Origin of the sequence: Actinoplanes sp. NPDC049599 (genome assembly GCF_044465625.1) — a bacterium.
Classification (GTDB): domain Bacteria; phylum Actinomycetota; class Actinomycetes; order Mycobacteriales; family Micromonosporaceae; genus Actinoplanes.
Map to the genome: position 1 here is coordinate 124,252 of NZ_JBITLX010000006.1, position 14,412 is coordinate 138,663.

14 protein-coding genes and 1 pseudogene are annotated in these 14,412 nt (G+C 73.1%); 8 read left to right on the top strand and 7 right to left on the bottom strand.

The features are described from left to right. Positions 1-6: 6 nt before the first annotated feature. Positions 7-735 carry a CHAP domain-containing protein gene (locus ACIBQZ_RS13380; protein WP_396088855.1) on the top strand — a complete coding sequence of 243 codons (729 nt, stop codon included), beginning with the start codon at positions 7-9 and terminating at the stop codon, positions 733-735. A 57-nt stretch (positions 736-792) separates the two neighbouring features. On the opposite strand, the gene ACIBQZ_RS13385 is transcribed toward ACIBQZ_RS13380, so the two are convergent. Genes ACIBQZ_RS13385 through ACIBQZ_RS13395 form a run of 3 tightly spaced genes read right to left on the bottom strand, consistent with a single transcriptional unit; the run spans position 793 to position 4,476 of the window. Then, positions 793-1,641 (bottom strand): sugar ABC transporter permease, encoded by an 849-nt coding sequence (locus ACIBQZ_RS13385; protein WP_396088856.1) that lies wholly within the window; start codon positions 1,639-1,641, stop codon positions 793-795. A 1-nt stretch (position 1,642) separates the two neighbouring features. Beyond that, on the bottom strand, positions 1,643-3,175 hold the full coding sequence (locus ACIBQZ_RS13390; RefSeq protein ID WP_396088857.1) for an ABC transporter permease subunit: 1,533 nt from the start codon (positions 3,173-3,175) through the stop codon (positions 1,643-1,645). After that, positions 3,172-4,476, bottom strand: coding sequence for an extracellular solute-binding protein (locus ACIBQZ_RS13395; protein ID WP_396088858.1), 1,305 nt, complete (start codon positions 4,474-4,476; stop codon positions 3,172-3,174). Before ACIBQZ_RS13395 ends, ACIBQZ_RS13390 begins: the two co-directional genes overlap by 4 nt. 143 nt (positions 4,477-4,619) lie before the next feature. Here ACIBQZ_RS13395 and ACIBQZ_RS13400 point away from each other — a divergent pair, with 143 nt between their 5' ends. The 6 genes from ACIBQZ_RS13400 to ACIBQZ_RS13425 all read left to right on the top strand — a co-directional run bounded on the left by ACIBQZ_RS13400 (position 4,620) and on the right by ACIBQZ_RS13425 (position 9,915). Next, positions 4,620-5,666 carry a LacI family DNA-binding transcriptional regulator gene (locus ACIBQZ_RS13400; RefSeq protein ID WP_396088859.1) on the top strand — a complete coding sequence of 349 codons (1,047 nt, stop codon included), beginning with the start codon at positions 4,620-4,622 and terminating at the stop codon, positions 5,664-5,666. A 167-nt stretch (positions 5,667-5,833) separates the two neighbouring features. Next, positions 5,834-6,385 (top strand): RNA polymerase sigma factor, encoded by a 552-nt coding sequence (locus ACIBQZ_RS13405; protein ID WP_396088860.1) that lies wholly within the window; start codon positions 5,834-5,836, stop codon positions 6,383-6,385. Next, on the top strand, positions 6,382-7,182 hold the full coding sequence (locus ACIBQZ_RS13410; RefSeq protein WP_396088861.1) for a hypothetical protein: 801 nt from the start codon (positions 6,382-6,384) through the stop codon (positions 7,180-7,182). The genes ACIBQZ_RS13405 and ACIBQZ_RS13410 overlap by 4 nt, the downstream gene beginning before the upstream one ends. Positions 7,183-7,193: 11 nt before the next feature. Further along, the gene (locus ACIBQZ_RS13415) at positions 7,194-7,994 is read left to right on the top strand and encodes an ABC transporter ATP-binding protein (RefSeq protein WP_396088862.1); all 801 of its coding nucleotides are present in this window, start codon (positions 7,194-7,196) and stop codon (positions 7,992-7,994) included. After that, entirely contained in the window at positions 7,991-9,313 is a 1,323-nt protein-coding gene (locus ACIBQZ_RS13420; RefSeq protein ID WP_396088863.1) for a hypothetical protein, read from the top strand. The genes ACIBQZ_RS13415 and ACIBQZ_RS13420 overlap by 4 nt, the downstream gene beginning before the upstream one ends. After that, complete coding sequence (locus ACIBQZ_RS13425; RefSeq protein WP_396088864.1) at positions 9,310-9,915, top strand: hypothetical protein; 606 nt, start codon at positions 9,310-9,312, stop codon at positions 9,913-9,915. The genes ACIBQZ_RS13420 and ACIBQZ_RS13425 overlap by 4 nt, the downstream gene beginning before the upstream one ends. 247 nt (positions 9,916-10,162) lie before the next feature. Here the strand turns inward: ACIBQZ_RS13425 and ACIBQZ_RS13430 are convergent. Beyond that, positions 10,163-10,267, bottom strand: a pseudogene (locus tag ACIBQZ_RS13430) (hypothetical protein); the annotation flags it as partial. A 447-nt stretch (positions 10,268-10,714) separates the two neighbouring features. Here ACIBQZ_RS13430 and ACIBQZ_RS13435 point away from each other — a divergent pair. Then, complete coding sequence (locus ACIBQZ_RS13435) at positions 10,715-11,671, top strand: nucleoside hydrolase (protein WP_396088865.1); 957 nt, start codon at positions 10,715-10,717, stop codon at positions 11,669-11,671. Between the two features lie 70 nt (positions 11,672-11,741). Here ACIBQZ_RS13435 and ACIBQZ_RS13440 read toward each other — a convergent pair whose 3' ends face one another. The 3 genes from ACIBQZ_RS13440 to ACIBQZ_RS13450 form a co-directional block, all read right to left on the bottom strand. Then, entirely contained in the window at positions 11,742-12,413 is a 672-nt protein-coding gene (locus tag ACIBQZ_RS13440; protein ID WP_396088866.1) for a lytic polysaccharide monooxygenase, read from the bottom strand. A gap of 135 nt (positions 12,414-12,548) precedes the next feature. After that, positions 12,549-13,700, bottom strand: coding sequence for an acyl-CoA dehydrogenase family protein (locus tag ACIBQZ_RS13445; protein ID WP_396088867.1), 1,152 nt, complete (start codon positions 13,698-13,700; stop codon positions 12,549-12,551). A gap of 1 nt (position 13,701) precedes the next feature. Then, a complete protein-coding gene (locus tag ACIBQZ_RS13450; RefSeq protein ID WP_396088868.1) occupies positions 13,702-14,364 on the bottom strand; it encodes a TetR/AcrR family transcriptional regulator in 663 nt (220 codons plus the stop codon). Positions 14,365-14,412: the final 48 nt, after the last annotated feature.

The following is a 14,412-nucleotide window of genomic DNA, read 5'->3' on the forward strand; positions in this document are numbered from 1 at the left end:
CGACGCATGACATCCAGAAACCTCCCCGGCTCGCGGGCCCGGCGGGTGCTCGTCGCGCTCGGCCTGAGCCTGGCGATGACGGTCACCTCCGGTGCCGTCTTCACGAACCCGGCCAGCGCGGTGGTCGACACCGGCATGGGCGCCGCGGTCGGCAAGCTCGCGTACGAGCAGGGCGTCACCTCGGACAGTGCGAGCGTGGTCGCCCGGCGGGTGGCCCGGTCCGGGCTGTGCAACTACTACACCGGTTTCTGGTTCGACAGCACCAACGACTGGCGGAGCACCGCCGGCGGCTACAACACCTCGGCGAGCGCCTGTGACCACGCGACGTCGGGATACGTGATGCACAACTCGGCGCAGGTCTGGACCTCGATCGACTGGGTGGGCCGCAACTGGTGCGCCGACTTCGCGAAGTTCGCCTTCCACTGGGGCGGCGCGAACACCGAGCACCTGAACGGCCTGGCGGCCAGCTTCAAGACCTACGGCACGGCGATGGGCACCTGGCACCGCGCGGGCTCCTACATCCCGCGCCGGGGCGACGCGGTGATGTACGACTGGGACCTCGACGGCGACATCGACCACGTCGGGATCATCACGTCCTGGTACGCGGACAACACCGACGGCACGTACGGCTCGGTCGAGGGCAACCGGGGCGGCGGAAACGGCAAGCTCGTCCACCTGACCAACCAGGACAACAACGGCGCGTACGTCTACGGCTTCACCACTCCGGTGGCCTGACCCGCCCGGCGAACGGCACGGCGGGTCACCCGGGAACGGGTGGCCCGCCGCGCGCGGTCAGTCTTTCACCGAGCCGGCGGTGAGCCCGCCGACGATGTAGCGCTGCAGGTACTGGAACAGCAGCACCACCGGCAGGGCCGTCATCAGGGCCCCCGCCGCGAACACGCCCAGATTGTTGGACCGGTCCGACTCGATGATGCCGTAGAGGCCGACGGCGAGGGTCTTGACCTGGGTGTCGGTGAGGAAGATGGAGGCCATCAGAAACTCGCCGATCACGCTGACGAACGCCAGCAGTCCGGTGACCGCGAGGATCGGCCGGGCCAGCGGCAGCACGATCCGGAAGTAGATGGTCGCGTGGCCCGCGCCGTCCATCATCGCCGCCTCGTCGAGCTGCCGGGGGATGGTGTCGAAGAAGCCCTTGATCAGCCACACCTGGCCCAGCGCCCCGCCCATCAGCACCAGGCTGTAGCCCAGCAGCGTGTTCAGCCCGAGCGCCGGCGCCACCTCGCCGATCTCGGTGAACATGGTGAACAGCGCCACGACCGCGAGGAACTGCGGGAACATCTGGATCAGCAGCAGGCTCAGCAGCCCGCCGCGGCGGCCGCGGAACTTCAAGCGGGAGAACGCGTACGCGGCGAGCGCGCTGCAGAACACCTGCCCGGCGGTCACCACGACGCACACCACCGTGGTGTTGAGCAGCCACCGGGGGAACGGCCGCGACGGCTCGCCGAACAGCGACTGGAAGTGCACGAGGCTGAAGCTGGTGGGGATCACGCCGGTCGAGACCACCGTGCCCAGCGGGTTGACCGACGCCGACACGACGTAGAGCACCGGGATCACGGCGAAGGCGACCGCCACCACGCCACCGGCGTGGCGCCAGCCGACCTCCCGCCACCAGCGGCGCACCTCAGCCCACCTCCTCGAGGCGGCGGGTGGTGCGGAACTGCGCGGCCGCCAGCACGCCGGTGATGACGAACAGCAGGGTGGCGATCGCGGACGCGAAGCCGAACTGCGCCCCGCCGGCGCCGAAGGCGAGCCGGACGGTGTAGCTGATCAGGATGTCCGTCGCCCCGGCGTCCGGGTTGTCCGGGGTGAACGGCCCGCCGTGGGTGAGCAGCTCGATGACGTTGTAGTTGTTGAAGTTGAAGGCGAACGTCGCCACCAGGATCGGCGCCACGGCGACCAGCAGCAGCGGGAAGGTGATCCGGCGGAAGCCGGTGAACCCGCCGGCCCCGTCGATGGTCGCGGCCTCCTTCAGCTCGGCCGGCACGGCCTGCAGCGCCCCGGTGGCGACCAGGAACATGTACGGGAACCCGAGCCACAGGTTCGTCAGCAGCAGCGCCACCTTGGCCCACAGTGGATCGCCGAGCCAGTTGACGGTCAGCCCGGTGGAGGCGTTGATCAGGCCGTACTCCTGGTTGTAGAAGCCGGACCAGACCAGGATGCTGATGAATCCCGGCACGGCGTACGGCACCAGCAGCAGCGAGCGGTACAGCTTCTGCCCGCGCACGCGTGGGTCGTTCAGCATCACCGCCAGGCCGAGCCCGAGGGCGAAGGTCAGCACGACCGAGCCGGTGGCGAAGGCCAGGGTCCAGGCGAAGATGCGCAGGAAGCCGCCCAGGATCCGGGTGTCGGTGAAGGCGCGCCGATAGTTGTCCAGGCCGACGCCGGCGCGCCAGGACTGGTCCGCCAGCCGGTTGCCGGCCGGGTCCACGAAGTACTCCCGGTCGCCCTGCCGCTGGGGGGTGAACCGTACCCCGGTGCGGGTGTCGGTGATCGTGTCGCCGACGTCGTCGTACCGGAGGAAGGCCCGGCCCTCGAAGGCCTCGCGCACCCCCTGCTGGCGGATCGCGCCGCCGGCGGTGGGCACGGTGAACTCGCGCAGCAGCGGCGTCGCGTCGTTGACCTGCCGGGGGGTGAGGAAGGTGTATCCCGGCGCCGCGGTGACGAAGCCGTCGGTGCGCGTCACCGCGCCGGGCTCCAGCGGTCGCAGGCCGTCCTCGGTGCCGGCGTACGCCGCGCCGCTCGCCTGGTCCACCAGGAAGAACGTGAACGGCCCGGTCGCCGGCGGGCCGGTGCTGGCCACCGACAGGTTGAACCGCGGCGAGCTCTCGGTCCGCACGACCGCGTTGCCGAGGATCCGGGCGATGGTCTGCTCCTTGCTGGTCCGGGTGCCGTCGCCGTAGTTGGTCGTGGACAGCTGCAGGGTGGCCAGGACCGGGGTGACGATGAACAGCACCAGCAGCAGCGTGCCCGGCACGAGGTACTTGGCCGGCACCGCGCGGCGGGTGGCGTAGGTCGCCAGCAGCACCGCGATGGCGGCCCAGGCGACACCCAGGAACACGTAGCGCCGCTCGGCGACCAGGGCCGGGGTCAGCGCCGCGGCGGTGCCGGTCAGGGTGCCCAGGCAGAGCACCCTGACCACGACGGCAGCGGTCATCGGGCCGCTACGACGCTCTGGATGGTCCTGCCGGTCTTGCGCATCGTCGCCGCGGGGTCGGCGCCGCCGACGATCGTCGCGTACGCCTGGCCGAGCGGCGGCCAGACGCCGGCCATGAACGGGAAGTCCGGCAGCAGGGTCGCGTTCTTCGCGCCGGCGGCGAGCTTGGCCATGTCGGCGTCCTTGGCCGACACCGCCGTCAGCACGTCCGCCCGCACCGGCGGCCGCGGGTCCTGCTCGTACATGGAGGTCATCGCCGCCGGGGTGTTCATGGTCCTGCTGACGAACTCCTCCGCGAAACCCTGGTTCTTGGCGTTCGACATGATCCAGAACGCCTGGACGCCCAGGAACGGCGCCGCCGGCCGGCCGCCCTTGAAGGGCGGGATCGGGGTGATGTCGTACGGCACGCCGGACTTGCGGATGTCCGCCAGCGCCCACGGCCCGGAGACCAGGTACGCGGCGTTGCCCGCGGTGAACTGGGCGATCGCGTTGGTCCCGTCGACCGACTGGGACAGCACGCCGGATCCCGCCTTGCCCAGCGCCGCGATCTTCCGGGCGGCCGCGATCGACTCGGGGGTGCCGATGCCGACCTTGCCGGTGTCGTACTGGCCCTGCGCGTCGGTGGCGAACAGCCAGCCGCCGGCGGAGGTGAAGAACGGGTGCATGTGGTAGGCGTCGCCCTCCTGCCCGACCGGCAGGGCGAGCGCCCGATCGACGGTGCCCTTCTTGACCGCCGCCTGCCCGGTCGAGACCAGCTCCTCCACGGTGGCCGGCGCGGCCGGGGCGGCGTCGGTGTTGCGGTAGAGGACCAGGTTCTCCATCGCGTACGGCAGCGCCCAGACCTGCCCGTTCCGGCTGACCGAGGCCACGGCGGATTTCTCGTACGCGGACAGGTCGCCGGCGGTGAGCGACAACGGCTTGATCGCCCCGTTCTGCAGCGCACCGCCGAGGAAGTCGTTGGGCAGCGTCAGGATGTCCGGTCCGTTGCCGGCGGCGTTGGCGGTGATCGCGGTGGCGGCCGTGTCGGCGGCGATCACCTGGACCGCGACCTTGATCCCGTTCCGCCGGCCGAATTCCTGGGCGATCGGCGTCACGGCCCGGCCGGCCACGTCCGAGGTCCAGATGACCAGGTCGGCATCGCCGCGGGCCGGCGCGCCGCTCGCCGCGGCCGCCGTCGAGGCGGCGCCCCCGGGCGCCGGGGACGGTGAGTCCCCGGAGCACCCTCCGGCGCAGACCAGGGCGGCGGCCGCCACCACGGCGAGGATCCGGTACGGGGTGAGTGCTCTGCGCGTCGGCTTCATGGTGACTCCCGTCCGTAAGCGTTTACGAAGTCACAGTGATACAGCCCACCATTACTGTCAATGTTTTACTGACCTCGTCCTATATTTGCTGTTCAACGCGAGTTGCTCTTTCCCGTAACCGCTTACGCATATACGGTGGCACCGTGCCCAAGCGAGCGGTGACCTTGAACATGGCTGACCTCGCCGAGCGCGCCGGCGTCTCCATCGCGACCGTCTCCCGGGCACTGAGCGGCGCCCCCGGCGTCTCCGAGGAGACCCGGCGGCGGATCAAGGAGCTGGCCGCCGACCTGTCCTACGCGGTGTCCCCGGACGCGGCCCGGCTGGCGCGTGGGGCCACCGGGCGGGTCGCGGTGGTCACGCCCGACGTGGCGCACTGGTTCTACGCCGCCATGCTCGACGGCATCGTGACCGGCCTGCACGGCACCGACCTCGACGTGCTGCTCTACGAGGTCAAGGAGGAGCGGGAGCGCCGGCGCTTCTTCGCGGAGCTGCCCGCCCGCCGGCAGGTGGACGCGCTGGTCCTGGTCGCCCTGCCGATCAGCGACGACGAGCGGCGGCGCCTGGACCTGATGGGCGTCACCGTGGTCATGGCCGGCGGCACGCTCGGCGACCACCCGCACGTCCGCATCGACGACGTGGCGGCCGGGCGGCAGGCCACCGCCCAGCTGATCCGGGCCGGCCACGAGCGGATCGCGATGATCAACTCCACGGGCACCTGGAGCCTGGAGTACGCCGCGCCCGGCGCGCGGCTGCGCGGGTTCACCGGCGCGCTGGAGGACGCCGGCATCGAGGTGCGCCCCGACCTGGTCGTGCACCGCCGCTGGGGCAGCCACGGCGGCGTCGAGGGCATGAACGAGCTGCTCAGCCTCCCCGAGCCGCCGACCGCGGTGGTGGCGTTCTCCGACGAGGTCGCCTTCGGCGCGCTGCGCACGCTGCGCCGCGCCGGGGTGCCGGTGCCGTACGCGATCTCCGTGGTGGGCATCGACGACCACCATCTGGCCGACATGTTCGACCTGACCACGGTGCACCAGCCCGTGACGCGGCAGGGGCTGGTGGCCGGTCAGCTGGTCGACCGCATCCTGCACCAGGGCGACCTCACGTCACCGCACGTCACGCTGCCGACCCACGTCGTCGCCCGCGGCACCACCGGACCGCCGCCGGAGCCGTCCGTCCGGCGCCCCGGACGCTGACGCGGTCAGCGGGCCGCCAGGTGGTCCCGGGCCGTGGCCCGCAGCCGGCCGGTGAGGGAGAAGCGCTGCGCGTCTCCGCCCCCCACGCTGCGCCGCCGCCGGTAACTAGTGACCTATGTCACTGCCGGTGGCGAACCGTGGGCGGCCGGGCCGTCGTCTTGGTGGTTGTGAGACGAAGCCTGCAGGCGGCCGACGAGGACGAGCTCGTACGCCGCACCGCGACCGGTGACCGGCGCGCCTTTGATGAGCTGTACCGGCGGACGTCGCCGTGGCTGCTCGCCCGGTTGCGCCGGCGGTGTGCCGACGACGACGTGGTCGCCGACGTGATGCAGGAGACCTACCTGGCCGTCTGGCGGGCCGCGGGCAGCTTCGCCGGGCCGGCCACGTCGGGCAGCGCGGTCGGCTGGTTGTGGACCATCGCCGCGCACCGCCTCGTCGACGCGTTCCGGCGGCGGGCCCGGCACAGCCAGGTGCCGGCGGTGGCCTTCGCCGAGACGCTCGCGCCCGCCGCCGAGGACGAGGTCATGGCCGGGCGGGTCGGGCACGAACTGGAACAGGCCCTGCTCGACCTGCCGCCGGAGGCGCGGCAGGTGCTGCGCGCGATGGTGCTCGACGGGCTCTCGGTGCGGGAGACGTCGCTGCTGCTCGGTGTGCCGGAAAGCACGGTCAAGTCCCGGGCCCGGCGGGCCCGGATCGCTCTTCGGGAGGCGCTGTCATGACCCCGCATCCGAGTCCCGCGGTGATCGCCCGCTACGCCGACCGGGAGGCGGTGCTCGACGAGGCCACGATGTGGTCGGTCGAGGTGCATCTGGAGGCCTGCGCGGACTGCCGGGCGCTGGTGGCCGGCGGCGCGCCGGACGACGTCCGGGACCTGCTCGACCGGGTCGCCGCCGACGTGGCCCACGGCATCGCCGGCGGCCCGGCGCCGGTCCGCCGCCGGCGCTGGTCGGCGCCGCTGCACCGCTGGGCCGTCTGGCACCTGGTGCCGTGGCTCGTCATGACGGTGGCGGTGCTGGGCTGCGCGGTCCTGCTGCAGGCGCTGACGCCCGGGATGCCGTCGCTGGTGGCGCTGCTGGCTCCGGTGGCGCCGCTGCCCGGGGTGGCGATCGCCTGGAGCCGGCGCCACGATCCGGCCTGGGAACTCATCGCCGGCACGCCGGCGGCCGGGCTGGCGATGCTGGTGCGGCGCACGGCCGCGGTGCTGGCCGTGATCGTCCCGGCGCTGGCGCTGGCGAGTGCCCGTACCGGGGGGTCGCTGGCCCTGACGCTGCTGCCGTGCCTGGCCTTCACGGTCGCCACCATCGCGCTGGGCGCCTTCGTCGGCGTCCGCCGGGCCGCCCTCGGGCTCGGCGCCGCCTGGTCGCTGGCCGTGGTCGTGCCGGGCGTCGTCTCCGCCGACCTGCCCGCGGTGCTGCAACCGGGCAGTTTCCCCGGATGGGTGCTGCTCACCCTGGCCCTGTCCGGACTCGCCGCTTCCCGGGCCGCCAGCTTCCGCCGGCTGTCCAGCCACAACTGAGAGGAACCACGATGCGAACGGTGAGCGCGGCCGAGACGGCCCCCACCACCTATCCCTGGGCGGTCCACGCCGAGGGGCTGCGGGTGCGCGCCGGCCGACACCTGGCCGTCGACGGGCTCGACCTCGCCCTCGGCACCGGCGTGCACGGCCTGCTGGGCCCGAACGGCGCCGGCAAGACCACGCTGATGCGCGGGCTGGCCACGGTCGTGCAGCCGGCCGACGGCCGGCTGACCCTGCTGGGGGAGCCCGTCGACGGCCGCGCCGACCTGCGCCGGGTCCGCCGGGGACTGGGCTACCTGCCGCAGCAGTTCGGTTTCTACCCGCGGTTCACGGTCCGGGAGTTCGTCGAGTACATGGCGTGGCTCAAGGAGATGCCGAAGACGATGGTGCCGGCCGCGGTGCAGCGCGCCGTCGACCGGGTCGGGCTCACGGCCAAGGCCGACGCCCGGATGAAGACGCTGTCCGGCGGCATGCTGCGCCGGGCCGGGATCGCCCAGGCGATCGTCAACGACCCGGCGGTGCTGCTGCTCGACGAGCCCACCGTCGGGCTCGACCCCGAGCAGCGCCTCGACTTCCGCGAGCTGCTGCGCGACCTCGGCGTGGACAGTTGCGTGCTGGTCTCCACCCACCTGGTCGAGGACGTGGTGGCCGCGTGCACCGACGTGGTCATCATGAACGAGGGCCGGCTGGTCTACCAGGGCACCCCGGACGACCTGGTCACCCAGGGCGGGCCGGGCGACGCCGGCGACAGCCCGGCCGAGCGGGGCTACTCCGCGCTGCTGCGCCGGCACCGGGCGGAGGCCGCCCGATGAGCCGCGTGTTCGGCATCGAGCTGCGCCGTTCCGCGGCGCTCGGGACCGCCCTGCTGCTGCTGGTGATCGGCGTGGTGGTGCTCTACTTCGCCGAGGGCATCGAGTTCGCCGACGGATGGATGCAGCTGGCCATGGCGCAGCGGCTCTACCTGGCCGTGCTGTGGCCGCTGGCGCTGGCCGCCGGCGCCTGGCAGGCCCGCCGCGAGCACCGGTCGAACGTGTCGGAGCTGTTCGCCAGCACGCCCCGCCCGAGGGCGCAACGGGCGGCGCCGACGCTCGCGGCGATGGCTCTCGCGGTGGTGTCCGGATACCTGGCGATGGGCCTGGCGGGCGGGGCGTGGATCGTCGACACCGCCGAGTACCTGCCGGTGCCGGTCCTCGCCGTCACGGCCGTCGGCCTGCTGGCGCTGATCGCGGGGGCCTGGCTCGGCCTGGCGATCGGCCGGCTGGTGCCGTCGCGGCTGACCGCCCCGGCGTTGGGGGTGGCGGGCCTCGGGCTGCTGCTGGTCCTGCCCGGTGCGACGCGTCCCCGCGGCTGGCTGGCGCTGGTGTTCTCGCCGATCTACGAGATGAACATGCCGGGCGCCTACGCGACCGTGCCCGGCCGGGCCAGCGCCGCCCAGGCGATCTGGCTGGCCGCCCTGGCCGGCACCGCCGTGCTGCTGGCCGTTTCCGGCGGCTGGCGGCTGCGGGTCGCGTCGCTGCTGCCGGTGGTGGCGGGCGCCGCGCTGGCGATCGCGGTCATGCCCCATCAGCAGCGGTACGTCACCGATGCGGTCGACCCCGTGGCGCAGCAGCTGGTGTGCACCGACGACCTGCCCCGGGTGTGCGTCAGCCGGGTCCACTCCGGACTGCTCGGCGAGGTGACCCCGCGGGCCCGGGAGGGCCTGGCGGTCCTGGCGAAGCTGCCGGGCGCGCCGGCGGAGGTGCACGAGGACACCACCACCTACTTCCCCGACCGCTATCCCGCGTGGCGCGAGGACGTCGTGCTGCTGCGGGTCGAGGCCGGCCAGGACGGCCACCTCGAGGAGAAGTCCGCCGTGCTGACCGAGGTGGTGTCCGGGGCGTTCGCCAGCCCGCCCGGCTGCGAGAGGTCCGTCGGCGTGGTGGAGAGCCTCGCGGCCGCGTCCTGGCTGACCGGCCGGGCGCCGGCACCCGGCCGGATCTACGACCCGGAGCTGGTCACCTCGGCGGAGCAGGTGTGGCAGAGCCTGCGGCAGCTGCCCGGCGACGAGGCCCAGGCCCGCGTGGTGGCGCTGCGCCGGGCAGCCGCGGACTGCGCGGTCGGCGACGCCCCGTTGTCGCGGAGCACGCCGTGAGGTGGCTGACGCTCTACCTGCGCTCCCGGCGTGCCCCGACGGCGCTGCTGGCGGCCGGCAGCTGTGCGACGCTGATGTGGTCCCTGTGGTCGGTGTTCTCCGACACCCGCGCGGTGGGCATGCAGATGGTCGTGCTGACGGTCCTGCTGCTGGTCGCCTCCCTGACGGCCACCCTCGGCGGCCCCGACGACGCCCTGGAGGGCACGGCCGGGCTGCGCTGGCCGCGACGCCGGGTCGCGCACCTGCTGGCGGCGTTCCTGGTCGTCGTGGTGCTGCTGCTGGTCACGCTGGCGACCGGGGCCCGCTTCGGCCCGGCCTGGATGGTGGTGCGCGACGCGGGCGGGCTGCTGGGGCTGACCGCCCTGAGCGCGGCGACGATCGGCACCCCCCGGGCCTGGTTCCTGCCGCTGGGCTGGACGCTGGGCGCGATCCTGTTCCCGCGCTCGGAACCGGTCGCCGGGCAGATCCTGACCTGGCAGGCGCAACCGCCGTCCAGCACCGCCGCGACGGTGACGGCCGGGTTGCTCGCGCTGGGCGGGCTCCTCGCGTACGCGATGGCGGGTCCGGCCCGGCGCGCACCCGCCGAGGCCGCCCAGCAGTGACCCGGGCGGGGTGGTCAGGCCGGCGTGGCCTCGATCACGCCGGACGGCGGCGGCAGCGGGGTCAGGCCGGCGAAGCGCCAGCCGGTCCCGGCCGGCCAGCCGGCCACCTCGTCCACCTGGTACAGGTCGCCGCCGCTGATGATGAGGAACGCGCCGGCGCCGAACCGCGCCGACGGGTGCGGCGCCCGGTCGGCAACGGCGCCTCGAACACGTCGGCGCCGACCGCGGTGAGCCGGGGGACGGCCTGCCCGGCCACCGTCGCGGCCGCCTCGGGCAGGTCGATCAGGGTGGCGGTCAGCTGCTCGTACGCGGCCAGGATCGGCCGGGCGAAGGTGCCGTAGCCGCCGCCCACGTCCAGCAGCCGCCGGTGCCGGCCGAAGTCGTAGGTGCGGGCCAGGTCGGCCGCGGTCTCGGCGGTGACGAGCGCGACCGTCGACTCGTACGCCTCGGTCTGCGCCCTTGTCGAGCACCGGCCGGACGCCGCGCCGGGTGCGGAACGCCTCGACGGCGTTGCCCCAGGCCGGATAGCTCACCGTGGCCCAGTACCGGGCCAGCGGCCGCAGATCGGCCGGCCCCCGCCCGTTCAGGAACGCCTCGGCGTCCGGCGCGGTGCGGAAGGCGGCCCCCTCGCGTTCCAGCAGGCCGGCGTCGGCCAGCAGGTCGGCCATCGCCCGCGCGCTGCGTCCGGGATGCCGCACCGCCCGGCCAGCTCGGCCGGGGTGGCCGGCTCCCTACCCTCCACAGTGTCCTCCGCGGCCCGCGGAAAGGGGAGACCGCGCTCTGCCATATCGTCGTGCTGATGAGGCGATCCGCTGCTCGGCCGGTGATCATCGACTGCGATCCCGGGCACGACGACGCGCTGGCGCTGGTGCTGGCCGCCGGTGACCCCGGGGTGCGGCTGCTCGGGGTCAGCACCGTCGCCGGCAATCAGACGCTGGACAAGACGACCAGGAACGCGCTGCGGATCCTCGCGCTGGCCGGCGTCACCGACGTCCCGGTGGCGGCCGGTTGCGACCGGCCGCTGGTCGGGGAGTTGACCGTGGCCGCGGACATCCACGGCGCGTCCGGGCTCGACGGGCCCGACCTCGACGTGCCGGTCGCCGAGGTCGCGGACGTGCACGGGGTCGAGCTGATGCGGCGGCTGATCGTGGGCGCGGCCGAGCCGGTCACGCTGATCGCCACCGGGCCGCTGACCAACGTCGGACTGCTCCTGCGCCGTCATCCCGAGGTGGTGCCGGGCGTGCGCCGCGTCGTCTTCATGGGTGGCTCGACCGATCGGGGCAACACGACGCCGTACGGCGAGTTCAACATCGTCACCGATCCGGAGGCGGCCGACATCGTGCTGCGGTCGGGGCTGCCGACCACGATGATCGGGCTGAACGTCACGCACCGGGCCCTGGCCACCACGGAGATCATCGCGGAGTTCCGCGGGCTGGGCACCCCGCTGGGCGCCGTCTGCGCGGAGCTGATGACGTACTTCGCGGGCACCTATCGGCGGGTGTTCGGCTTCGCACATCCGCCGGTGCACGATCCGATCGCGGTCGCCGCGGTCATCGACCCGGCCCTGGTCCGCACCGTCGCGGCCCCGGTCGCCGTCGAGCTGGCCGGGACGTACACCCGTGGGGCGACCGTGGTGGACCTGCACGGCCGCACCGGGCGGGAGGCGGCCGTGGACGTCGCGGTGGGGCTGGAGGTGGACGCCTTCTGGCGGCTGCTCATGGCCGCGGTCCGCACGGCGGGCGGCGCGGCCCGCTGACCGGTGGAACTCCGGCCCGGGACCGCACTGTCCCGGGCCGGAGCGGCGCCGTGGGCGCCGGTCGTGCCGATCAGGCGAAGGTCACGTCGCTGCACCACATGTAGGCCTGGTCGAGGTGCGAGGCCTGCCAGATGACGAAGACGATGTGGTGCCCGGTGTAGCCGGAGGTCGAGACGTTGAACGTGATGTTCTGCGCCGGGGCGTACCGGCCGGTCTGCGTGATGAAGTCGAGGTTGCCCCAGCCCAGGCGCTGGGTCGCGGGGTTGTACCCGTTCTTGCTGACGTAGACCCGCAGGAAGTCGGCGCCGTGGCTGGCCTGGTCGTAGAGGTGGACGGAGAAGTTGTTGCCGACGGTGGTGGTCTTCCACGCGCCGGGCTGGTTCAGGCTGTTGTTCCTGGCGAGGCCGTTGCTGCACAGCTGCCCGTCGGGCGTCGCCGCCTGGTAGTTGCCGCCGAGGCCGTCGCGCAGCGCGCTCATCCAGTTCCACATGGTGTCGGCGTTGGCCTGGAAGGCCTGCCAGCACATCGGGTCCTGCTGCTGCATGGCCGGGTTGGTGTGGTTGTTGCCCCAGGCCTGCCAGCAGTGGTAGGCGCGGGACGCGGGGCCGACGATGGTGCCGTGGGCCTGGGCCGCGCCGGCGCCGGGCAGCAGCCCGATCACCAGGGCGAGCACCAGGACGAGCGCGCGAAGGGGCCGGTGGAAGGCTGACCGGGACGGGGGGCCGGACTGGTCGGAACGCATGGAGCATCCTCCGTTCTGCGGCGTCGTAGATCGGTATGGGAGCGCTTCCACGAGTAAAGCATCGACCAACATAAATATCAACAATAGTCTGATTTGGTCCTGGTTATTGCTGAGTTGCCGCAGTTCACCGGGGTTTCAGCGGTCGTACCCGAAGATCTTCGCGGCCAGGTCGGTCATCACCTCGCTGGCGCCGCCGCCGATGCCGAGGATCCGGGTGTCGCGGTAGTGCCGCTCCACCTCGGTCTCGCGCATGTAGCCCATCCCGCCGTGCAGCTGGACCGCCTCGTCGACCACGTGCTTGCAGGCCTCCACCGCGGCGTTCTTGGCCAGGCAGGCCTCGCCGGCGACCAGCTCGCCGGCCGCGTGCCGGGCCGCCACCCGCCGGGTGTAGGTGCGGGCCAGCTCGATGCGCTGCCGCATCTGGACCAGCTTGTGCCGCACCACCTGCCGGGCGACCAGCGGCTTGCCGAACGTCTCGCGGGCGCGGGCGTGCGCCAGGGTGAGGTCCAGGCAGCGCTGCGCCACCGAGTAGGCGTGCACCGCCGCGATGATCCGTTCCGGCACGAACACCTGGGCGATCAGCATGAAGCCGCCGTTCTCGGCGCCGATCAGGTTGCCGACCGGCACCCGGCAGCCGGCGAACGACAGCTCCGCGGTGTCCGAGCAGAGCCAGCCCATCTTGTCGAGCCTGCGGGAGACCGTGAAGCCGGGCGTGCCCTTCTCGATGACCAGCAGGCTGATCCCGGACGCGCCGGGGCCGCCGGTGCGTACCGCGGTGGTGACGAAGTCCGCGCGGGTGCCCGAGGTGATGAACATCTTGGCGCCGTTGACCACGTAGTCGTCGCCGTCGCGGACCGCGGTGGTGCGCAGCGCGCCGACGTCCGACCCGGCCTCCGGCTCGGTGACGCCCAGCGCGCACACCAGCTCGCCGGCCAGGGCGGGCCGGACGAACCGGTCGATCAGCGCGGGGTCACCGGTGGCGATCATGTGCGGCAGGGCGATGCCGTGGGTGAACAGCGCGGCGTGGCAGCCGGACGAGCCACCCGCCTCCAGGAACGCCTCGGTGCTGACCACCATGTCGACCGCGTCGCCGCCGTCGCCGCCGTGCTCCTCGGCGAAGCCGATGCCGTACAGGCCGGCCTTGGCGGCGCGGCGGTGCAGGTCGCGGGGGATCTCGCCGGCCCGTTCCCAGTCGGCGAGGTGCGGGGTGATCTCGCGCGCGACGAACCGGGCGGTCGCCTCGCGCAGCGCCGCCCGCTCGGTGGTCTCGAAGGGGTCGTGGTCCATGTCAGATCTCCTTTGCGCCGCGTTCGACCAGGGTCTCCGGGTCGCGCCGGCCGAGCAGGATGGCGGCGGCGCGCTTCCAGCGCCGGATGAGCACCTCGCGGTGGGCCAGGTCGCCGCTGACGATGCCGGTCATCGCCAGGCCGGTCAGCACCTCGAAGCTGAACTGCACCACGGTGGCCAGCCGCGGGTCGCCGGGCGTGGACTCCTCGAGCAGGTGCCGGGCGCGCTCGTGCAGCACCCCGAACACCTCCTGCTCCACCGGCATCAGCGCCGCGCGCAGCTCGGCGTCGGTGCGGGCGGCGGTCCACAGCTCCAGCGCGGCCCAGAACAGCGGCGAGGAGAAGTGCCGCCACATGATGTCGATCAGCGCGTCGATGTCGCCCGCGCCCTCGGGTGCGGTGGCCCGCACGGTGGTGATCTCGGCGGAGAGCACGTCGAGCCGGCGCCGGGCGAGGTGCTGCACCGCCGCGACGAGCAGGTCGACCTTGGTGGGGAAGTGGTGCAGCAGGGTGCCGCGGGGCACGTCGGCCAGGGCCAGCACCTCGGCGGTGGTGGTCTCCGCATAGCCGCGTTCGACCAGGGACTGCACGGTGGCGTCCAGGATCTTCGACCGGGTGGTCCCGCTGCGCTGCGCCTGGGTCCGCCGGGTGGGTTCCGCTGTCACGGCACTTACCGTACGCCTTGACGGTTAGTTTTGTCCCCGACGGCATCT